General features: G+C 54.3%; 20 protein-coding genes. 19 read left to right on the forward strand and 1 reads right to left on the reverse strand.

Annotation, left to right across the window (positions count from 1 at the left end; all coding sequences use genetic code 11):
• The 7 genes from P7228_RS06500 to P7228_RS06530 all read left to right on the forward strand — a co-directional run bounded on the left by P7228_RS06500 (window position 1) and on the right by P7228_RS06530 (window position 8,200).
• Entirely contained in the window at window positions 1-1,122 is a 1,122-nt protein-coding gene (locus P7228_RS06500) for a DegT/DnrJ/EryC1/StrS family aminotransferase (RefSeq protein WP_278017398.1), read from the forward strand.
• Window positions 1,110-2,264, forward strand: coding sequence for a glycosyltransferase (locus P7228_RS06505; RefSeq protein WP_278017399.1), 1,155 nt, complete (start codon window positions 1,110-1,112; stop codon window positions 2,262-2,264). The genes P7228_RS06500 and P7228_RS06505 overlap by 13 nt, the downstream gene beginning before the upstream one ends.
• The gene (locus tag P7228_RS06510) at window positions 2,227-3,693 is read left to right on the forward strand and encodes a lipopolysaccharide biosynthesis protein (RefSeq protein ID WP_278017400.1); all 1,467 of its coding nucleotides are present in this window, start codon (window positions 2,227-2,229) and stop codon (window positions 3,691-3,693) included. Before P7228_RS06505 ends, P7228_RS06510 begins: the two co-directional genes overlap by 38 nt.
• Entirely contained in the window at window positions 3,693-4,937 is a 1,245-nt protein-coding gene (locus P7228_RS06515; RefSeq protein WP_278017401.1) for an O-antigen ligase family protein, read from the forward strand. The genes P7228_RS06510 and P7228_RS06515 overlap by 1 nt, the downstream gene beginning before the upstream one ends.
• A gap of 146 nt (window positions 4,938-5,083) precedes the next feature.
• Entirely contained in the window at window positions 5,084-6,289 is a 1,206-nt protein-coding gene (locus P7228_RS06520; RefSeq protein WP_278017402.1) for a glycosyltransferase family 4 protein, read from the forward strand.
• Window positions 6,290-6,326: 37 nt separating this feature from the next.
• Window positions 6,327-7,469, forward strand: a complete 1,143-nt coding sequence (locus P7228_RS06525; RefSeq protein ID WP_278017403.1) for a glycosyltransferase family 4 protein — start codon at window positions 6,327-6,329, stop codon at window positions 7,467-7,469.
• Window positions 7,460-8,200 carry a class I SAM-dependent methyltransferase gene (locus P7228_RS06530; protein ID WP_278017404.1) on the forward strand — a complete coding sequence of 247 codons (741 nt, stop codon included), beginning with the start codon at window positions 7,460-7,462 and terminating at the stop codon, window positions 8,198-8,200. The genes P7228_RS06525 and P7228_RS06530 overlap by 10 nt, the downstream gene beginning before the upstream one ends.
• 27 nt (window positions 8,201-8,227) lie before the next feature.
• On the opposite strand, the gene P7228_RS06535 is transcribed toward P7228_RS06530, so the two are convergent.
• Window positions 8,228-8,818, reverse strand: a complete 591-nt coding sequence (locus P7228_RS06535; protein ID WP_278017405.1) for an FkbM family methyltransferase — start codon at window positions 8,816-8,818, stop codon at window positions 8,228-8,230.
• A gap of 404 nt (window positions 8,819-9,222) precedes the next feature.
• Between P7228_RS06535 and P7228_RS06540 the strand changes: the two genes are divergently transcribed.
• The 12 genes from P7228_RS06540 to P7228_RS06595 all read left to right on the forward strand — a co-directional run bounded on the left by P7228_RS06540 (window position 9,223) and on the right by P7228_RS06595 (window position 21,610).
• On the forward strand, window positions 9,223-10,101 hold the full coding sequence (locus P7228_RS06540) for a UDP-3-O-(3-hydroxymyristoyl)glucosamine N-acyltransferase (protein WP_278017406.1): 879 nt from the start codon (window positions 9,223-9,225) through the stop codon (window positions 10,099-10,101).
• 115 nt (window positions 10,102-10,216) lie between these two features.
• A complete protein-coding gene (locus P7228_RS06545; RefSeq protein WP_278017407.1) occupies window positions 10,217-10,981 on the forward strand; it encodes a polysaccharide deacetylase family protein in 765 nt (254 codons plus the stop codon).
• 58 nt (window positions 10,982-11,039) lie between these two features.
• A complete protein-coding gene (locus P7228_RS06550) occupies window positions 11,040-11,753 on the forward strand; it encodes a class I SAM-dependent methyltransferase (protein WP_278017408.1) in 714 nt (237 codons plus the stop codon).
• Window positions 11,754-11,853: 100 nt separating this feature from the next.
• Complete coding sequence (locus P7228_RS06555; protein ID WP_278017409.1) at window positions 11,854-12,987, forward strand: N-acetyl sugar amidotransferase; 1,134 nt, start codon at window positions 11,854-11,856, stop codon at window positions 12,985-12,987.
• The gene (gene hisH / locus P7228_RS06560) at window positions 12,984-13,598 is read left to right on the forward strand and encodes an imidazole glycerol phosphate synthase subunit HisH (protein WP_278017410.1); all 615 of its coding nucleotides are present in this window, start codon (window positions 12,984-12,986) and stop codon (window positions 13,596-13,598) included. Before P7228_RS06555 ends, hisH begins: the two co-directional genes overlap by 4 nt.
• A 2-nt stretch (window positions 13,599-13,600) precedes the next feature.
• Window positions 13,601-14,380: an AglZ/HisF2 family acetamidino modification protein gene (locus tag P7228_RS06565; RefSeq protein ID WP_278017411.1), complete on the forward strand. Its 780-nt coding sequence runs from the start codon at window positions 13,601-13,603 to the stop codon at window positions 14,378-14,380.
• 39 nt (window positions 14,381-14,419) lie between these two features.
• On the forward strand, window positions 14,420-15,460 hold the full coding sequence (locus P7228_RS06570; protein WP_278017412.1) for a polysaccharide biosynthesis protein: 1,041 nt from the start codon (window positions 14,420-14,422) through the stop codon (window positions 15,458-15,460).
• A gap of 1 nt (window position 15,461) precedes the next feature.
• Window positions 15,462-16,568, forward strand: coding sequence for a UDP-2-acetamido-2,6-beta-L-arabino-hexul-4-ose reductase (gene wbjC, locus P7228_RS06575; protein WP_278017413.1), 1,107 nt, complete (start codon window positions 15,462-15,464; stop codon window positions 16,566-16,568).
• A gap of 3 nt (window positions 16,569-16,571) precedes the next feature.
• Window positions 16,572-17,702: a non-hydrolyzing UDP-N-acetylglucosamine 2-epimerase gene (wecB, locus tag P7228_RS06580; RefSeq protein WP_278017414.1), complete on the forward strand. Its 1,131-nt coding sequence runs from the start codon at window positions 16,572-16,574 to the stop codon at window positions 17,700-17,702.
• 7 nt (window positions 17,703-17,709) lie between these two features.
• Window positions 17,710-18,915: a glycosyltransferase family 4 protein gene (locus tag P7228_RS06585; RefSeq protein WP_278017415.1), complete on the forward strand. Its 1,206-nt coding sequence runs from the start codon at window positions 17,710-17,712 to the stop codon at window positions 18,913-18,915.
• Window positions 18,916-19,485: 570 nt separating this feature from the next.
• Window positions 19,486-20,883, forward strand: a complete 1,398-nt coding sequence (locus P7228_RS06590; protein WP_278017416.1) for an O-antigen ligase family protein — start codon at window positions 19,486-19,488, stop codon at window positions 20,881-20,883.
• A complete protein-coding gene (locus P7228_RS06595) occupies window positions 20,876-21,610 on the forward strand; it encodes a polysaccharide biosynthesis/export family protein (RefSeq protein ID WP_278017417.1) in 735 nt (244 codons plus the stop codon). Before P7228_RS06590 ends, P7228_RS06595 begins: the two co-directional genes overlap by 8 nt.
• Window positions 21,611-21,620 lie beyond the last annotated feature (10 nt).

Here is a 21,620-nt window from a genome sequence, read left to right on the forward strand (position 1 = left end):
ATGGAATTCATAGACCTGGGCGCGCAACAAGCGCGGATCAAAGATCGGCTCGAACACCGCATCCAGCAGGTACTCGCGCATGGCAACTACATCATGGGTCCTGAGGTCCGAGAGCTGGAAACTGGCTTAGCGTCATTCTGCGGGGCGACGCATGCCCTCGGTTGTGCCAATGGCACCGACGCGCTTCAGCTTGCTCTCATGGCGCTCGGCGTCGGCGTCGGCGATGCCGTATTCTGTCCGACATTTACTTTTGCTTCCACAGCCGAGGTCGTCCCGCCGACTGGCGCCACGCCGATCATGGTCGATGTTCAACCCGACAGTTATAACATCGATGTAGAAAGCCTAGCGCGCGCGATCGAACACGCGCGCACCCTTGGGCTTCGGCCCGCGGGGATAATTCCGGTCGACCTCTTCGGCCTACCGGCCGACTATGACGCCATCGAGGCGATTGCGTCGAGCGAAGGTATGTGGGTGATCGCCGATAGCGCTCAGGGCTTTGGCGCCACCTATCGTGGTCGGGTTACCGGCTCGATCGGCACATTGGCGACCACTTCATTCTTTCCTGCAAAGCCCCTCGGTTGCTACGGAGATGGAGGCGCCGTTTTTACCGGTGACGACGAACTTGCCCAGCTCATTCGGTCTCTCCGTGTGCACGGCAAGGGGAGTCACAAGTATGACAATGAGCGGATTGGGCTCAATTCCCGTCTCGATACGCTGCAAGCGGCGGTCCTACTTGAGAAGCTGGCTGTCTATGCGGACGAGATTGAAGCGCGCCAGCATGTAGCTGCCCGATATGCTCACGGCATCGGTGACGCTTTGATTACCCCCAGCGTTCCGGATGACTGCAAATCGGTTTGGGCTCAGTACACGGTCCGGACTCGCCCTGGCCAAAGTCGGGAATCAATCATGGCGAAACTCAAGGATTCAGGCATCCCCACTGCCGTCTATTATCCTCGTCCGTTGCATCAGCAGACCGCCTATCGGGATTTCCCGTCGGATCCAACTGGTCTGCCGGTGGCCGAGTCATTAGCGCAAGAAGTGTTCAGCCTACCGATGCATCCTTACCTTGATCATCAAACACAGGATCGGGTTATCGAGGCAGTCGTGAAATGCACGTCCTAATCCTGCCTAGTTGGTACCCAAGGTTCGAAGGAGACGCAGAAGGGAGCTTCTTTCGAGATCAGGCTCAGGGACTGGCAGAACTCGGCCTGCAGGTTGGTGTGGCGTTTGCGGACCTGCGCGGGCCACGCCAAGTTCGACGCGGCACAACTGGCGGAGTCACCATTCGGATGGATGGCATAATTCAGGAAGTGCGCTCCCACGGCTTCAATTGGTTTCCCAGGATTTACCCTGGGTTTGAGCGCCTTTGGCTGCGCCATATCTCTATCGCCGTGAATGAGTACGTTACGCGATTTGGTCACCCTGATATTGTGCACGCTCACAGCATGGAACCGGCTGCGGTCGCTGCGGAAAAGATTTCTCGGGAATTTGGCATACCTTTCGTAACAACCGAGCATTCAACCGCGCATATCCTTCGTCCCGTGTCATCTTCGAAACGCAGTAAATTCAAGAGATTGGCAGCAAGAAGCTCTTCGAACCTGGCTGTTTCTGAAATGTTCGCTGAAGCGCTCAATGAGTCATATGGTGGCAACTGGCACTATCAACCCAATATTGTAGCGTCTCGCTTCTTTACTGCTCCGCTCGTACGCCGCGAGGGGGCAACAACGCGGCTAGTAACAGTTGGATATCTCACTCGCCGAAAGCGCGTAGACCTGATTATTGAAGCGGTCGCATTCCTTCGCAAGCGGGGATTTGACGTCGCCCTGACTATCGTGGGCGACGGGCCGGAGCGAGGTGCGTTGACCGAACTCGTCAAGGGTTTGGGGGTGCTGGAGCATGTGGAGTTCGTAGGCCAAGTTTCGATTTTTGACATGCCAACTGCAATGTCCAGAGGTCATATCCTCGTCTCTGCAAGCGAATTTGAGACCTTCGGTGTGACGCTGATCGAGGGGATGGCGCTAGGAATGCCGATTGTAGCAACCCGCTCGGGTGGGCCGAATTCCATAGTCAAACCGAATCTGGGCAGGCTGGTTGACGAATGGAGCGTGGAGGCCTTGGCCGAAGCGATTGCGGCCGTGGTTGTTGATTTTGCCGACTATCCCGCGAAGGAAATCCGCGACGAGTGCGCCTCTGTCTACTCCACTCCCGTGGTCTGCGCCGCTCTAGATGCCATTTATCAGCGAGCTTGCGGCGATGCGCGCTGAAAGCCGCGCCGGCAGAGTGATGCTTCTTTCGTGCGGACCGGTGGCATCTGCTGTCTTCAGCACGGGCCTTGTCTTTCTCATCTCTTGGAATTTCAAGCCGGAGATTCTTGGCTCAATTGCGATCCTCGAACTTACGGCAGTCTTCTTTACCATGGCCCTAACATTTGGTTGCGATCAGGCCTACGTGCGTGAATTCGCTAGCGAAAAAGACAAGGCCGCGCTCCTCGCGAATGCATTTCGTGTTCCGACATTTGCCACTGTGGCAGCCGTTGCACTTCTTCTAGTTTTTCTCTTGATTTGGGAAATAGAGATTATTCCCCAAGCTGGCATTGCAGGAACAATTCTTGCTGTTGGGTATGCTGCCGGAGCATTGATCATTCGGTTGCTCTCAACAGTGTTACGAATGAGCGAGCGACTACTTGCACTAGCTGTTCTGCAAGCGACGCAAAGGGTCGTCACACTCGTTCTTGTGACGGCAGTAGTGGTTCTGACTGATGTACGTCAACTAATGATCGTGTTATCATGCTATCTCCTAGCCGTATTAGTCTCTGTGGCTCTTCATATTTTCGCCTTAAGGGGTGAGTTGATTGAGGCTTCGCGACGCCAATTCCATTGGGAAGGCGCAGAGCGCCTGTTACGCTTCGGTATCCCCGCAGGACTCGCCGCAATCCTTTACGCATTACTGGCCTCGTCAGACCGCCTCGCCTTGGCATTCTGGGGCAGCGTTCGAGATTTGGGGATCTACATGGTCGCGCAGAGCATCGCTGCGATACTCACGATATTCACATCCATCTTTGCCATTATCTGGGCTCCATTCGTTTACCAATCTGTCGCTCGTGAGAAGGATGAGTCGAGCTACACTCCGTATGTGGAAGCCATAGTCTTCGCGAGTTTTGCCTGTGCCGGCACCATCTCGGCCCTCGCATGGTTTCTTCCCATTCTATTCCCCGCTGATTACGATCAGTTGGCTAGATACGTCCCGGCCTGTATGGCTTTGCCGCTCTTTTACCTGCTCGCCGAGACCTACGGCGTTGGCCTGGGTGTTTCACGGAGAATGGATGTGGCTTTCACAATCAGCGGGGGTGGAGCGGCAGTAGCGCTTGCGCTAAGTTTCTTGCTCGTACCGCAGTTTGGCGTTGCAGGAGCAGCTCTCGGTATTCTTCTAGGCTCGCTCGTCTTTCTGATCGGTCGAGCTGAGCTGGCTGCGCGGATCTGGTATCGACTGCCGAGTCAAAAGATGTATTTCGCCGTGACGCTTTTTACCTTGGGGGCGGCGCTCTCCTTGGCGTTGGGAAGCGTCTTTCAGACGTGGCTAATGATGTATTGGGTTGGGTTCCTTATCGCGCTGTTCGCAATGTTTCGTGCCAGACTGCTCTTGGTTAGCAGTTTGGCAAGGCAGGCATACTTGCAGTTGAGCGGCCCCAAATAATGCAAAGAATTACGTGGGCACTGCTGTTCGCAGCCATTCTCGCAACTCTCGCCGGAGGGCTCGGCGGCTCGCTTCAGCCTTCCCGGCTTATCCTGGCTGCTGCATTGCCCCTGGCACTGCTCCAGCCCACTATCTTTCGGCACCTGACGCCAACTGCAAAGCAGGCTCTGGTCATGGTCGCCGCCATCGTTACCGGTGGTGTACTGTCTCTCGCCTGGACAGAAGATTTGGCAGGAGGAATTGGTCTCCTACTTGCGGTTCTGGTTGGATCGCTTGGTTTTCTTGCGGGAAATAGCTGGAGTACCAATCCCAGATCTGTTCAACTTCTCATGCGCGCTTGGGTGATCATTGTCGGGATATCCCTCCCGGTCGCCCTGTATGAGATTGCAACTGGCAACCACTTTGAAGGAGCTTTCGAGGATCGCACAATTGGCGGCATCGGGTCATTTCCGTTCGCCGCGATTTTCTTCGGGAATTACAATGATTTCAGCGCATGGTTGAGTCTGTCATTTCCAATAACCATGGCCGCTTTGGCGCTTGAGAAGAATCCGTATCTTCGCTTCCTTATTGCTGGAATGAATGCTTTGGTAATTGCGATCCTGGTTGTTAACACGAGTCGCGGCGCTATTTTTATTGCCATTATCGGATTTGCGTTCTTCGCGCTCAAATTTCAACGGGTAAGAATTTGGCTTCTGTTATTTGTGCCTGTTTTGATTGTAATGATTATCGATCAATTTGGAAATGAGGCGCTCGATATTTACGACTTGGCAGTATACCGATTTGAGAGCGCAGGGTCGCAAGATGAATCTGTTTCGCAGCGCGTTGGACTGCTTACGGCCGGGCTGCAGGCCCTACGGGATACGTATGGCTTTGGTGTTGGTGTTGGAGGATTCGAGGAGTACGTAAACGACAATTATCCCCAATTGATCCCCAACCCTCACAATTTCCTCTTGGAGATTGCAGTCAATTTCGGCGTCATTCCGGCGCTAGTTTTCGTGCGATTTTTCATCCTTACTTTTCTTTCGGTATTCCGCCGGAAAGATATGCCCGAGCCGGTCCGCGTTGCTGTCTTGTTTGGTGTCGTTACCTTGCCGGTGATTGGCGCGGTGCCAAGTCATGCTGCCGGATATATCTATTGGTGGGTTTGGATCGCTACCTTGGTCGTTATGGCTGAGGTCAGACCAGTCGAGCGCATGAGACAGCGTTCTGCACCTGTGAACGCGATGCAGATGCGTACCGCTTGAGAATTTTTTGGCGGTAATCGGAGAACACCCGTGGATCTCGAGCGCTTTGCACTAGGCACCCGTTGGCCAGTCACTGAGCTGTTTGTTCGGTATATTAGAACGCTGCTGATCGGTACGGAGAACGTGCCCTATGGATCGCGCTTCCGATGAAGATTCTAATGATCTGTGAATTCTTTGACGACGCGCTGGACTACCAAGAGAATATGTTGGCCAGGGCGTACTCAAAGCTCGGTCACGACGTCTCAGTAATCGCGTCGACTATCGAGTCGATCGAAGATTATGTGGCCGATCTTGATCGGGGGAAAGGGCAATATTCGCAGCAATCCTACGAGTGGGGCAGGCTCTACAGGGTACCATTCTCCTTCAACCTGCTGAACCGGATCAAGCGGTTTGCTCCCCTAACCGAACTGATCACAACGATAGGGCCAGATCTCCTCTTCTTCCACGACATCATTCCCAATCTGAACGAGGGGGTCCGATACGTTGCGCAACATCCCAGCTGCGCGATGATCATGGACTACCATGCGGACGTAACCAACTCCGGAGCCAATTGGCTTTCGCGCCAAGTTCTTCACGGCATCATTCGCAGGCGCATTCTGAATGGTGCCCGGCCCCATCTACGGAAGATCTTTCCGGTGACGCCGGGAAGTACCGAGTTTCTGAGCACGTTATACGGGGTGCCTGAACATGAGATGGAACTCCTTCCGCTTGGCACTGATCAAGAATACGCTCGCTGCATTATGGAAGGAAACGCGCGGCAGCGGATTCGCGGTGCTCTGAATATCCCGATCGACACGCTTACAGTGTTTACTGGCGGTAAGTTTACGCCCCTGAAGCAGACAGAAGAGGTGATCCACGCATTTCACATGCATCCAGACTTGCCGATTAGAGCCATTATCATTGGGGGTAGCGATAGGGCATATCCCGAATATGGATTGAGAATCCAGGAGCTGGCTCGGAGTGATGACCGTCTGCACTTTGTGGGCTGGCAGGATCGCGAAGGCGTCTACTCGCACATGGCCGCGTCTGACCTCGCCATTTTCCCCGCCAGTCAATCTGTACTTTGGCAACAGTCGCTGGGTATGGGGCTTCCGCTCATCGTCAGCGAGCAATCACAACAGATCAGAGGCACGACGTCGGTGCGCTACCTTGATCGGCATGCGAACCTGCAGATCTTAGATTCGGCTCGCCCATTCGCTGAGCAGATCGGCGAGCAGCTGCACAAACTGGTGAGTGACAGGGCGCTACTTGCCAGAATGTCGCAGGGCGCGTTGAAGACTGCTGCAGAGATGCTTGATTATAAGGCCATTGCAGAGCGCACCTTGGCGTGCACCTATTTGCCACATTGGTAGCGTGGCTGATCCTTCGATCTCCTCAGGAACTGATATAATGAAAAGCGTACTATTCATCGGCCCAATACCTCCGCCGATCACGGGCCAAGCCCTAGCGTGCGAAGTCTTCTTAAAGGCGCTCGACGAGTTGCACTCTGTAACGTTGGTCAACATCAATAAGGCTGATCTCGTTAGCGGAGGTCTCTCTTGGAGTCGGATCAGAGAAATATTGCGCCTATTGCGCGAAGTACGCCGCGAAGCAAGGCGAGCAGACGCCGTTTATTTCACCATTACCGAATCAATACTGGGCAATGCCAAGGATATCTTGATATTCATCGCATGCTGGCGATTATTGGGCAAAATGGTGATCCATCTGCACGGCGGCGCCGGAATGATACGGCTACTTAATGGCCCAACAGGATCTCTCCGTTTATTGAATGGGTTCTTCCTGCGCAGGATTGCGTCGGTTGTAGTGTTGGGCAAGAGGCTAACGAAGATTTACTCGGGAATTGTTCCCGAAGAGAGGCTTCACGTCGTCGAGAACTTCGCTGAAGATTGCTTTCAGATCAGTAGCGGCACGCTTGATCGGAAGTTCGCCTCCGACAAGCCCTTATCCGTTCTCTATCTGTCCAACATGATTCCCGAGAAAGGCTATTTGTTGCTTCGGGACGCAGCGCTGGAACTCGAAAGAAAGCTTCCTGGTTGCACCCAGGTCAATTTTGCTGGAGCGTTTCAGTCAAAAGCCGAAGAGGAAAAATTCCTCGATTCAATCTCTAGTGCTGACAACATGAAGTATCACGGTGTGGTGAACGGGGATGAGAAGCGCACGTTACTCGCGGAAGCCGATATTCTAGCCTTGCCAACTTTCTATCCTTACGAAGGTCAGCCCATCTGCATTCTTGAGGGCTATGCCTCTGGGTGCGCTGTGCTAACGACTGACCACAGTGGGATATTCGATGTCTTCGAGCCAGGAAGGAACGGGTGGGAGGTGGAGAAAGGCTCCAGCGAGTCAATCATTGATGCCCTGTCGGAATGTCTTGCTAGGCGCGACAAAGTGGCAAAAACTGGCGCTAGTAATGCGCAGCTCGCGCGAAGCAGGTTCACAGTTGATAGGTACAATCGTGAACTTGTCTCCCTAGTTTGCGAACTGCTCGACCATGAATCTAATTTCGCACCGGAAGACAGCAAAAAATGGCCGTAAAACTCTACGAGATCTCCGAAAATCAAGATCACTATGGAGGCGAGTACTCGGAGAATGCAATGCTATGGCGTCGCTATGGTGCAATAGACAAGGCGCGCAACATTTCCGAGATTATCGCCGGAAGGCCGGTCGAGAGAGTCTTGGAAGTTGGTTGCGGCACTGGTGCAGTTCTGCGGGAGGTCATCTCGCGAGGCATCGGCCGTCATCATGTCGGTATCGACGTGGTCGATCCAATCGAGCATGTTGACAAATCGTCTCTCGGCCTCGACCTGCGCCACTACGACGGAGTTACGATCCCGTTCGCTGACGATAGCTTCGATTTTGTCTACGCAAGCCATGTTTTGGAGCATGTGAGTGACCCTCGTGGGTTCCTTGCAGAATTGGCAAGGGTAAGTTCAAGATATATCTACGTCGAGGTTCCTTGCGAGATTTTACTTCGCAGCAGCAGGGAGTCTGTCCAAACAGCTTTGGACATTGGGCATATCAATGCATTCAATCCCACATATTTCCTTGTCACCCTTCAAACCGCGGGCTTGCCTCCGGAGGATTTGCGTGTGTTTGATCACTCATTGGAGGTGACTGGGTTCGGAATGCCGGCTTGGAAGGGCCGGCTCCTGAAATTTATCCGCTCAAGCTCACTGGCGCTTGTCCCTGAACTGGCGACCAAGCTTTTTTGTTACCATTGTGGCGCATTAGTGGATCTCGCAATGAGTAAACAACTGGGCAAATAAGGAACGCCAAATGTTTGAGGGTGCGATTTATTGATTTTCGTGAGCGCCCTCTGGCATGTAGACGAAGCCATATTCGTGACCACCCGGCGAAACGTAGAAGAGCTTGTAGCCCGCTTCGCGAATCCTGCTCACGGCGTTGATGGTTCGCTCGGTGGGAATACCGTACATCCGGTGGTGAAACTCCACTAGCCACTGCCGAGGCCTAAACTCTCCGCGTAGAATGTCTTCAATAACGTCGTATTCGAATCCTTCGATATCCATCTTCAAGATTTGTGGGGGCCCGGAACCATTCTCGGCAATCAGATCATCAAGGCGCTTGACCGGCGCCACGATCTTCAGCGCGACATTTGATTTAGGGGCAGGTTGCGCAGAGTAAGAGACGTGCGCGTCATTCTCGGGTGCGAAGAACTCGATTTCACCTTCCTCGCCAGCAAGGCCAACTGGATGAAAAATGAAGTTTTCAGACAGCGACTGCTGTTCAATCCAGGTGCGGCACCTAGGGGTCGGATCAAAGCCGTGAATTCGGCACCGGAATGCCTCGATGGCAGCGAGGTCGAAGGAGATATCCTCCCCAATGCCGAAGGAGTAGACAATCGCATTCTCCTCGGTATCGTTCAACAGCGGCCATCCGCCATATTCGCTTCCAAGTACTCGATATGGCAGACTAATCTCTGGCCCATGCAATCGAGGGCGAAAGATACTACGATAAACTGATTTGAGGGCTTGCATGACGGTCATTGTCAGCCTTTTCTAATGTATGACGCGGGTCTTGGATTCACGAATCCCAGTCCAACTTGTTTGGCGCATTGACGTGATGTTGATGGATTCACGACTTTGCCAAATTCCTGCATTGTTTGGAAAACTTTATTCCATGATTCCCCAACCTTCTTGCACCTGACCGAGCCGTAGGTACGTTTCTAATTGAGACAGGGGCAAACAGCCAGACTATCAGATTGCAGGCAAGACGAGACTAACGTAGTCGCAGAAGCAGCATTTCCAGGCCGGGTTCAGCAGGTGGTAAATTGCGTAACACATTATCGAAACGCGTTCGAGCTTCAGAACTTGCCGCCAGTATGGGGTTGCCTTGGTTTGGGACCGACGTTTCAATCTCTCACGTCCGGACCCTTGACACTGTCGATGAAGGGGCGCTGGCCTTCGCTAACTCGGACCTCGATCAGAAACGGCATTGCGCGGCGACCATAATCGCGAAACCCGGCGCGCGCATCTCTAAGGGCGCTGTTATTGAGGCAGATAACCCTAGATTGGCGTTTGCTCGTGCACTTCATCAAATCGAGAGACTAGCAGGTTTCCGAGGTTATGAAGCCGAGGCGTCAGTTGGAGAGGGGGCGAAGGTCAGTTCTACAGCGGTCCTTGGCAGATCTGTAACCATTGGAGCAAGAACCGTCATTGGCGAGAACGTTGTTATCTGTGATGGTACGAGAATTGGCTCAGACTGCATAATTAAATCAAACACAGTAATTGGGGAGCCTGGGTTTGGCTTCGAACGTGACGAGAATGGTGTGCCTGTGCGCATCATGCACCTGGGCGATGTTGTCATTGGCGATCGTGTAGAGATTGGCAGCCTCAACACCATTTGTCGGGCCACCCTTGGGACGACCGTTGTTGAGGATGATGTCAAGACAGACGATCACGTGCATATTGCCCACAACTGTCGAATACGGAGGGGCGCCCTGATTACGGCTTGTGTAGAACTCAGCGGCGGTGTCGATGTTGGTGAGTTCTCGTGGATTGGTCCGAACTCTTCTCTAATGCAAAAAATCACTGTTGGCGACGGATCGCTTGTTGGAATTGGCTCGAATGTAACGAAACCCGTAGCCAAGGGTTCAACAGTTGCAGGTAATCCTGCAAGGGTCTTGCGCGCCAGCACCGATCCACAGTAGCGAAGCCATCATTCTCACTGGCAGTCGGTCGAGCTTTCGATAGATCTATGGCGGACCATCGGCCTCAGTTCTTGGCAGCAGAGATCCTTGGCGCCTGCAAACTTGAAGGATATTCATGAAGACCGGAAATCCCTGGAGTTCTGCCAGGTTTCGAGCGGAGGAATATGAGGAGCTGCTTTGCGAGCTAGTTGCTCGCGGCTACCGGAGCGTGCAACTGAAGAAGGTAGTGCGGGAAGAGCCCCACATGTTTTTGCGCCATGACGTTGATCTGTCGCCCGAACTGGCCCTTCAGATTGCTCGACGTGAAGCGAACATCGGCGTCCAGTCTACCTTCTATTTCTTGGTCTCGACGCCGCTCTATTCTATCGCTTCTGCGCCCATCCGGGCGATATTGGAGGAGATTATCGAGGCCGGGCATGAAGTTGGGCTGCATCTCGATGTAACCAGATGGGATCCGAAGGCATCTGATCTGGATGCATTCGCCGGTCGCGAATGTGATATCTTGGAGCTTTGTGCTGGAAAGCCAGTAGAGACGATTTCCTTCCATCGGCCGGCGCCGCAGCTATTGGGGCGCCCCGAACCCATCGCTGGGCGGCGCCATTGCTATGAGCCCGCACTCTTCGAAGAGGTTGGGTATATTTCAGACAGCAATGGCGGCTGGCATCACGGACATCCCTTGGACCATCCCGCCGTCCAGGCGAGCCATGCGATTCAGTTACTGACGCACCCAATTTGGTGGTGCAATAGCGAGTCAATATCTGCTAGCGAGACGGTCGATGAACTATATCACCATCGCTGTGGTGAACTCCGCGGTGCCCTAGAAGAGACGGTAACCGCGTATCGAAAATCAAATAATATCGTGGGGGCTGAGAATTCTTGAGTAACCTTGACCGTCAAGAAGAGTTCCAAGCCCGGATCCCGAAGTAGAACTTTCCCAAATGAATCAAAAAATATTGACGCAAGAGCAAATTAGCTCATTCTACCATGACGAGTTCGTGGCAGACCAAGTGCGGGACTTTGGCGAACTTGTCGACCATCACCCCGAAGACGGCGTTGTTGTCGATATTGGAGGGGGGTGTGGTTTCTTCGCACGAGCACTGTCCGCATCGGGAGGTTGGCGAACCCGGGTTATCGATATGGATCCGGCGTCCATCGAGTCCTGTACCAGCATCGGAGTAGAGGGGCGCATCGGCAATGCATTGGCGCCGGCTGTCGAAGGCGACGAGCGCGTTGTCTGTTTCAATCTCATTCTCCACCACTTGGTTGGATCATCGGAGAGCGCTACTCGCTCATTGCAGATTGATGCTCTTCGGAAATGGCATGGACGGGTCCCCACATTGTTCGTGAACGAGTATATCTATCAATCCTTCTTGGGGCGTCTGAGCCCCCGTCTCATTTTCGAGATTACGTCGAGCCGGATGTTGTCCCTATTTGCTTCGATGGTTGCGCGCATTGTCCCGTCATTCAAAGCCAACACCTTCGGCGTTGGTGTGCGCTTCCGATCGCACGAAGACTGGTGCGAAATCTTCGAAGAAGCTGGATACAAGGTCACGAAGGTTGCGATCGGCAGCCCCGAACCTATCGCTCACCCGTTGCGCCTGCTCCTGATACGGACTATTCGCCGTGACAGCTATCGGTTGGAGCCAAAGTGATGAGGCAACTCACCTAAGCCACAGTTCAGGCAAGCTTTGCGTCCCCATCGGGGACATCCAAGGCAACACTCCGTGCGAAGAGATTAAGGCGAACGCATTCATGCGCGACTACCAGATTTGCGTAAATTGTATCATGGATACCAGCGACTCCCGCATCAGCTTCGATGAACGGGGGTGGTGCGAATACTGTAACAATTATCATCAGAGCATCGTCCCGAACTGGCATCCAGATGAACGGGGTGAGCGCGAGATCGCTGCGCAGATCGATAAGATCAAGGCGGATGGGAAGGGGCGCGACTTCGACTGCTTGATTGGCCTTTCGGGCGGAGTCGATAGTAGTTACCTTACCTATATCGCAAAGGAGAAGTTTGGACTTCGCCCGCTGCTATACCACGTCGACGCGGGCTGGAACTCACAGGAAGCCGTCAATAACATTGAAAAGCTGGTCGATGGACTTGGCCTTGACCTCTATACTGAGGTCGTCAATTGGCCCGAAATGCGCGATCTTCAGTTGGCTTTTTTCAAGGCAGGCGTGCCCCACCTCGACACGCCTCAGGACCACGCGTTCTTCGCGGGACTTTACAACTTCGCGGCCAAGAACGATGTGAAATACATCCTTACAGGCGCGAACTATTCCACCGAGTGCGTGCGCGAACCGCTCGAATGGCACTACCACGCGTCAGATCTGCGTCAGTTGCGCGACATCCATCGTTTGTTCGGCTCCCGACCACTCAAATCTTTCCCGTTGGCAGGAATCCTAAAGTTCAAAGTCTTCTACCGGTTCGTGAAAGGGGTGCGAGTGGTAAAACCTCTCAACCACATCCCATACGTCAAGGAATCGGCCATGGACGAACTGGTGGAGCGTTTCGGCTGGCAGCGCTACCCACACAAACATTACGAATCTCGATTCACGCGTTTCTACGAAGGATATTGGCTGCGCAAGAAGTTCGGCTATGACAAGCGCCGTGCGCATTTTTCCAGCCTGATTCTCACTGGGCAGTTAAGCCGAAATGAGGCCCTCGAACGCATTGCGAAAGATCCGTATCCGCCGGAGCAGGTGGCACAGGATTTCGAATACATCGCGACCAAACTGGGTATAACCGAGGCAGAGCTCCAGGCGATGTTCGACGCGCCCAACAAGACTTATCGCGACTACGCCAACATGATGCCGATTCTAGACCTTGGGGCGAAGGTTTTTCGAGTCCTTGGGTTGCAAAGGGCTGTGATGCGGTGATCCATATTGTCGATTACGGCCTCGGCAACATCGGGGCGTTTCTTACCCTCTATAAGCGCCAAGACATTCCAGCGATCGCCGTTTCGACTGCCGAACAGCTTGCCGGCGCCGATCATATTCTGCTCCCGGGCGTCGGTTCATTCGATCACGCGATGGAGTTGCTCAACCGGTCGGGCATGCGGGAAACCCTCGATCACCTGGTGCTTGAAAAGAGAGTGCCTGTATTGGGCGTCTGTGTTGGCATGCAGATCTTGGGTGATGCGAGTGAGGAGGGCACATCTTCCGGCCTTGGGTGGATCCCTGGACATATCCGTGATCTTGGCGGCCGGGGCGGTGCGCACCAGGGCCTCCCATTGCCACACATGGGCTGGAACGATATCAAGGCGACACGCTATGTTCCGCTGCTGGCCGATCTTGTCGACCCGCGTTTCTACTTTCTCCATAGCTTCTATTTCGATAACCAAGAGGTAGAGGATGCTGCCGCAACCGCCGAGTACGGTACCGATTTCACCTGCATCGTAAACCGTGACAATGTCTGGGGTGTGCAATTTCATCCTGAAAAGAGCCATAGTTTCGGCATGGCACTTCTCAAGAATTTCGCGAGTCTCTGAGAGTGTTGCGCCCTCGCATCGTGCCATGCTTGCTCATCCACGAAGGTGGGTTGGTCAAGACTGTGAGGTTCCGAGATCCGACCTATGTCGGGGACCCCATCAATGCAGTCCGGATATTCAACGAGAAGGAATCGGACGAACTAGTCGTACTCGACATTGACGCGTCGGCTAATGGCGTTGAGCCGGACTTCAAGCTTATCGAGCATCTGGCCGCGGAATGCCGCATGCCTCTTTGTTACGGCGGCGGGGTCACTACGGTTGATCAGGCCAAGCGCATCATTAGCCTAGGCGTCGAGAAGGTCGCATTGAGTTCAGCGGCAGTGGCTAATCCGGATTTGATCTCGGCAATCGCCGATTCCGTCGGGCGCCAATCCACGGTAGTAGTCATCGACACTCGCAAGCGCACATTCGGAAGCAACTACGACGTCTATACTCACAACGGAACACGCAAGACGGGATTGGCACCAACCGATTTTGCGCAACAAGCGGAAGCGCGCGGCGCCGGCGAAATTATCGTGAATTCGATCGATCGTGATGGAACATTGAAGGGGTACGACGTCGGGCTTGCCCGGCAGATGCGTGCCGCGGTCAATACGCCTCTGAGCTTCCTTGGCGGCGCCGGGCGCCTTGAGGATATCGAGTCGCTCATCCGTGAAGTTGGGGTGGTCGGCGCTTCCGCCGGAAGCCTGTTCGTCTTTAAGGGCAAGTACCGCGCGGTGTTGATCAATTATCCTCAGCCGGCCAGCAAGGAAGAATTGGTTCAGCGCGCAATGCGGGCTTAGACTCGCCCTGTTGGCAAGCTACGTTATTGGAAGGACCGAATGTCAGAGAATAACTTTGCAGGGCACACACTGCTGCTGACTGGAGGGACGGGCTCCTTCGGGAATGCCGTGCTCAGACGCTTTCTTCATTCGGACCTTGAGGAGATCCGCATCTTCAGTCGGGACGAAAAGAAGCAGGACGATATGCGCAAGCGCTTCAACGATCCCAAGCTGAAGTTCTACATTGGCGATGTGCGGGATTACTCATCGGTGCTCAATGCGGTGCGAGGTGTCGACTTCATTTTTCATGCGGCAGCCTTGAAACAGGTCCCTTCCTGTGAGTTCTATCCACTTGAAGCGGTCAAGACCAACGTGTTTGGTACTGAGAATGTGCTTGAGGCGGCGATAAGTTGTGGTGTCGAGCGGGTCGTCTGCCTCAGCACCGACAAAGCAGTATATCCCATTAATGCGATGGGCATATCCAAGGCGATGATGGAGAAGGTCGCGGTTGCCAAGTCAAGGAGCAGCGACCGCACGGTGATCTGCGCCACCCGCTACGGCAATGTCATGGCTTCGAGAGGCTCCGTGATCCCGCTGTTCGCCGACCAGATCAGAGCGCGAATCCCGATCAGCATTACTGATCCGGGAATGACGCGATTCATGATGACGCTCGACGATGCTGTCGAGTTGGTGCTCTATGCGTTTCGGAACGGTTGTTCAGGCGACATCTTCGTCCAGAAGGCCCCGGCTGCGACAATTGCCACTCTGGCACAATCAATGCGCGATATGCTTGGAGTTCCTGACCACCCCATTCACGAGATCGGCACCAGGCACGGCGAGAAGTTATTCGAGGTGCTACTTAGTCGCGAGGAAATGGCGGCATCGGAAGACCTTGGAGATTATTTCCGGATTCCGCCTGATCTTCGCGATCTCAATTACGGTAAGTTCATCGAGGAAGGCGAGAAGAAGATATCCCTCGCGGAGGACTACAATTCTCACAACACGACACGTCTCGATGTGGCTGGCATGACGGAGCTTCTGCACAAGCTGCCGTTTATGCGCGCCATGGCGGCGGGCGATTACATTTCTCCCGAGGAATGAGATGAAGGTACTCGTAACTGGCGCCAATGGGTTCCTGGGCAAGACCCTGGTTGTTCGATTGGAAGAGGTTGGCGGTTTCACCCTCGATAGCTTCCTGCGAACAGATGACGTTTCGATCTTGCAGGGCAAAGTTGCCGCTGCCGATGCAGTAATTCACTTGGCAGGTGAGAACAGGCCAGCCGATCCCTCCGCCTTTATGGAGGTCAACGCCGGTTTGACGCAGCTACTTTGCGATTTCATACGTGCGACCGGACGGCCTATTCCGATAATCTTCGCCTCCTCGACACAAGCGAAACTCGACAATCCCTATGGGGCGAGCAAGCGCGCGGGAGAAGAAGTGCTTCTCGCTCTCTCGAACGAACCCGGTCAGAGCTGCACGATTTTTCGATTGCCGAACGTGTTCGGGAAATGGTCCCGACCGAACTATAATTCTGCCGTTGCCACTTTCTGCCACAATATTGCCCGGGACCTGCCGATCCGTATCGATGATCCCGACGCGCCGTTGACCCTTGCCTATGTCGACGACGTAGTCGACGCAATCATCGCTTCTCTGCGGTCGACCGAAGCCGGGTTGCATTGGCCCGAAGTCGAGCCACAATTCAACACCACGGTTGGCGCAGTTGCAGAGACCCTGAGAGCCTTCCGGGCGAGCCGCGAAACGCTTGTAACGGAGCGGGTCGGAGAAGGCCTGCCCCGAGCTTTGTACGCGACATATGTAAGCTTTCTTGAGCCAGCTCAGTTCAGCTATGAGATTCCGACATACGGTGACCAGCGTGGGGTTTTTGTGGAGATGTTGAAGACGCCTGATAGCGGGCAATTCTCATTCTTCACCGCACATCCAGGAATTACCCGGGGTGGTCATTATCACCACAGCAAGACCGAAAAGTTCCTGGTCATCCGAGGGCGGGCGAGCTTTCGCTTTCGACATTTGCTAACTGATGAAACGTACTCGATCGAAACGAGCGGGGCTTGTTCTACGATTGTTGAAACCATACCCGGCTGGAGTCACGACATCACCAACATAGGCGACGACGAGTTGATCGTGATGCTATGGGCGAATGAAATATTCGACCGCAACCGGCCAGACACAATCGCTCGGAGCGTATAATCCATGCGCAAACTCAAGGTAATGACCGTTGTCGGCACGCGGCCAGAGATCATCCGCCTTTCACGCGTTATCGCGGCGCTCGATCGAGATTGCGACCATGTTCTGGTGCATACGGGGCAGAATTACGACTACGAATTGAACGGAATTTTTTTCGACGAGCTTGGCATTCGCAAGCCTGATCACTTCCTCGAAGCAGCGGGTGCCAGTGGAGCCCAGACAATTGGGCAAGTGATTATCGCGGTCGATGTCTTGCTCGAGCAAGTTCGCCCCGATGCACTTCTCGTTCTTGGGGACACCAATAGCTGCACTGCCGTTATCCCTGCGAAAAGACGGAAGATCCCTACATTTCACATGGAAGCGGGAAATCGCTGTTTCGATCAACGCGTCCCCGAGGAGATCAACCGGCGGATCGTAGATCACACAGCGGACATCAACCTTACTTACAGCGATATTGCGCGGGAATATCTTCTCCGAGAGGGATTGCCTCCAGATCTGGTTGTCAAGACAGGCAGCCCGATGTTTGAAGTGCTTTCGCATTATCGGGCTGGGATTGATGCGTCCGATGCACTTGAGAGACTAGGCATCGAGCACGGACAGTATTTCGTTGTCAGCGCACACCGCGAAGAGAATGTGGAGCCGGAAGCAAGCTTCGACAAGCTGATAGGCATGCTGGACGCGCTGGTTGAGAAATTCGGACTACCGGTTGTGGTTTCGACACACCCCCGGACTCAGAAGCGGATTGCCGCGCGCGGTGTGCAATTTAGTGAGCAAGTAATGTTGCTCAAGCCGCTCGGCTTCCTTGATTATAATCGCCTCCAAATCTCCGCCCGAGCCGTCCTGTCGGACAGTGGCACAATCAACGAAGAGGCATCCATCCTCAATTTCCCCGCACTCAACATTCGCGAAGCTCACGAACGTCCCGAAGGGATGGAAGAAACTGCGGCGATGATGGTGGGGCTTTCGCCCGAGCGCATCTTGCAGGGTCTCGAAATCCTGTCGCGGCAGCCGCGTGGGAGGGAGCGACTGGTCCGGTTGGTAGCGGACTATTCGATGCCAAACGTATCGGAGAAAGTTGTGCGCATAATCCATAGTTACGTCGATTATGTGAACCGAGTGATCTGGAAGAAGTATTAGTCCCGCGATGCGCATCGCCATCGTAGCAGACGTTTACCCTCCGATGAGGTCGTCCGGAGCGGTTCAATTGCGAGACCTGTCTCGGGAACTCGTCCGCCAGGCGCACGAAGTTACCATGCTGGTCGCGGCTCCTGAGCTTGAGGCCCCCTACGCATTAGAGCGCAATGATGGGGTCTCAATTGTCCGATTGCGGACATTGCCGACGCGTGACATGCCCTACCTTCGTCGCTTGGCGAATGAATTGAGCATGCCATTCGCAATGCGACGCAACTTCGTCGGCTCGCCATGTTTCGCACAAGAGTTCGACGCAATCGTATGGTATTCTCCAACGATCTTTCATGGGCCTTTTGTGCGCTGGCTCAAGCGCCGCAATAAAGCCCCGTCTTATCTGATCATCCGAGACGTCTTCCCGCAATGGGCGGCAGACACCGGACTAATTGGCCGGGGCCCAGCTTTCAGAATTCTCGATTCCGTGGCCCATTATCAATATCGTTCGGCTGACATCATTGGAGTTCAAACTCCAGGAAATCTTGCGTTCTTCGAGAGGTTTCGGGAGCGAAATCCCGATGTGCGATTCGAGGTGTTGAAGAATTGGCTTGCACCAGCCGCCACCGGCACTTGTAGCATCGATCTATCGGCGACCAGGCTCGCGGGCAGGAAGGTATTCGTCTATGCGGGCAACATGGGGGTGGCGCAGCAAATGGACAAGCTGCTCAATCTTGCGATCGCGCTCCGCAGTAATCCCGAGATAGGTTTTCTCTTCGTTGGGCGAGGAAGCGAGGCAGAGAGGGTTCGCGTAAGCATCGAGAGTAACTGTCCGGAGAACACGCTATTCTTCGACGAGATCGACTCAGATGAGATCCCCGCACTTTACAAGCAGTGCCATGTCGGCATGATTTCTCTCGACAGCAGGCATCGCACGCATAACATTCCAGGAAAATTTCTCACATACATGCAGGCTGGCCTGCCGGTTCTCGCTTCCATCAACGCTGGAAACGATCTCGAAGCGATTGTAGCCGAAGCCGAAGTCGGAAGAGTCTCCGTCGATCCGAATGGGGGCGACCTTGAGATTCTGGCAACTTCGATGCTCGGGCAGGACCTTGCCGACCCAGGCATTGCCCAGCGTTGCCGAACGCTGTTTGATCGAAACTTTTCAGCCGCGCAGGCAGCGACCCAGATTACCGATACGCTTAGTAGATTATCGCGAGGATAAGGAGGCTGCTACCTCTCTGCTTCGATGACTGACCAGCTGCGCTTCCTCAAGCGAATCATTGGCTTGCCGCAAAAGCGGCAAGTCGAGACATATGTATCTCCCGACTTGCGAATGTTCGCCTCGCTTCGTTCGTGTCGACCGCGCGAACATAGGAAAACGGTGCCCGCGGCCCTGGCAATAATCGACGTCATGTCGAGCCAGCTAAATGCGGTCGAATTCGATTGCAAGTCTACTTTCTTGCGAGCTGAATCAACGAGTGCGAGACATTCGCATACCTACCGCATGGTTTGTACCAGAGGAATTGGTTCAGCGGAATCTCGAGGCATTCATCAGACGGGCGCGTCTAATCTCTCATGTCGTTGGGTGCCTGGAGGAGTGATGACAGCAAGTTCCCGGCAACCTAGGTCCAGGATAAGGAGAATTCACGCCCAAGAAAGCATGCTGAGGAGAAAAGGCTTCGCCTGCAAAGAATCGACAGCGCATTGAAATATTGGGCGTGACAGGCATCGCCCGCCCCGACTAAGGCGGCGTGCCCAACTGGAACCAGAAATTAACGATAGTGCAAATGAGATGGCCCGAAGCAGAGCAGTAGATATTCCGTCCGCGGGAAAGCTCCAAAGCTTGCGGGAATCGTCGGCGCAGTTTTGGATTCTGGCCGTGCTTCTCTTGCTGGTGTTCGCTATGGGCGGAGGTTCGCGAGCAGATATTCAAAGTTTGCAGTTCCTCAGGCCGCTAGCGATTCTGGCGGCGGCGTTTGGTGTGGCAACAATCAAACCGGAGCATTTCCGGCCGTATTGGAGCCTCTTTGCGATCTTCGCGGCCGCCGCGCTGCTGGTGGTGGCCCATCTTGTTCCGCTTCCGCCATCGGTTTGGCAGGCGTTGCCTGGGCGCGATATCATCTCCGACATCGATGAAATCGCGGGGCTTCAAGGTGCGTGGCGTCCCCTGTCGATGTATCCAGAAGGGACCTGGAACGCTCTCTATGCACTGAGCGTCCCTGCCGCTGTCTTACTCCTCGGAGTCCAGCTTCAGGAGCGTGAGCATTTGCGCATCCTAAAACTCGTCATTGGCCTGGGCCTTGTTAGTGGCTTGATCGGAGTTATGCAGGCAGCCGGACAAGGGATTCAATTCTATCGCATCTCGTCAGAAACCGCCGGGCTGTTTGCCAACAGAAATCACCAAGCTGCACTTCTTGCTGCATTGTTCCCGATGCTCGCGGCCTTAGCCGCGGTGGCGCAAAGAGAAGGGAAATCCGGAAGAGCGAGCAACCTGCTGGCAGGGATTGCCATGGTTGCTCTGGTGCCGCTCATTATCGTGACGGGATCACGTGCCGGGCTCCTTGTTGGAGCAATTGCAATACTTTGCCTGGGCTACATGCGGTTCGACTCACCCGGGAAGCGCCGCCAGAATCGGCGCTCCTCGCTAGTCCTGAAATTACTGGCTGCGCTGGCTGTGGTGACTCTATTGGTGATAGCGACCTTCGTATCTTCGAGGAATGTGGCTTTCGAACGCTTCAGCGCTACCAGCGAGGAAGTACGATGGCCGGTGTGGACGACAATAGTCGAATTCTTGCCTTCATACTTGCCCTGGGGGACGGGAATCGGATCCTACGCGCTAGTCTACCAGATTCACGAGTTACCGAACTTGCTGATGCGCCAATATTCCAACCAAGCCCATAACGATTGGCTGGAAGTGATACTGATCGCCGGGTTGCCAGGGGCAGCTCTATTGGTTGCAGCCGTGGTCGCATTCTTGATCGGTGTGAAGCGATCGTTTGGCGGCCGTGGTTCAAAGTCAATTATGACCCGCGCGGGATTAGTCGTAATTCTCCTTCTGGCATTTGCCAGTGTAAGCGACTATCCCCTGCGTACTCCTATTCTCGCTTCAATATTCGTCCTCGCGGCGATATGGGCTAGCGGTATCCAACAGAAAACCAAACCGGCAGGAAGCACTTCGAAGAATGCTTAGTTACCATCGCGCTCTCTTTCCCTTGATTCTCTCAGCGCTTCTGTTGAGCGCTTGCGCTTCCTCGTCAGTCAACATCGGCGGAGCACCCGGTCTTCAGGTGGTTGAGGGCGAGGCGCTGCCAGAACCGACCATCGCGGACTTATCGGCAAACGAGAGGCCCTATCGAGTTGGTCCATTCGATGTCCTGAATATTGACGTATTCGGCAGCGAGGAGCTGTCGAAGAAGGAAGTGCAGGTTGATGCCAGCGGACGCATCACTTTTCCGCTCATTGGCACTCTCGAAGTTGCAGGCAAGACACCTGGCGAAGTGGGCGAGCTCATGGCCGACCGATTCCGCGGCCGTTTAATTCGCGATCCTCAGATCACCGTCAATCTGAAAGAGATCGTCAGTCAGACAGTCACCATTAGCGGTGAGGTCAAGAAGGCCGGGGTCTATCCTATTGTTGGCCGTATGACCCTCCTTACCGCCATTGCGTCTGCTGAGGGCTGGACGGAATTCTCTAAGAAGGGCGAGGTCGTCGTGCTGAGGACAGTCGGCGGAAAGGACTACGCTGCTCTCTATGATGTTCGGGCGATCGAGAAAGGGCAATATTCCGATCCAGATATCCATGCGAGAGACATAGTCGTCGTTGGCAACTCGAACAGCCGGCGAATATTCCGCGATTTCCTTGCTGCGACGCCTTTGCTCGCGCCTGTAGTCCTGTTGCTCGACAGCAACAGGAACTGACACAACTCAA

Origin of the sequence: Altererythrobacter sp. CAU 1644 (assembly GCF_029623755.1) — a bacterium.
GTDB lineage: Bacteria > Pseudomonadota > Alphaproteobacteria > Sphingomonadales > Sphingomonadaceae > Erythrobacter > Erythrobacter arenosus.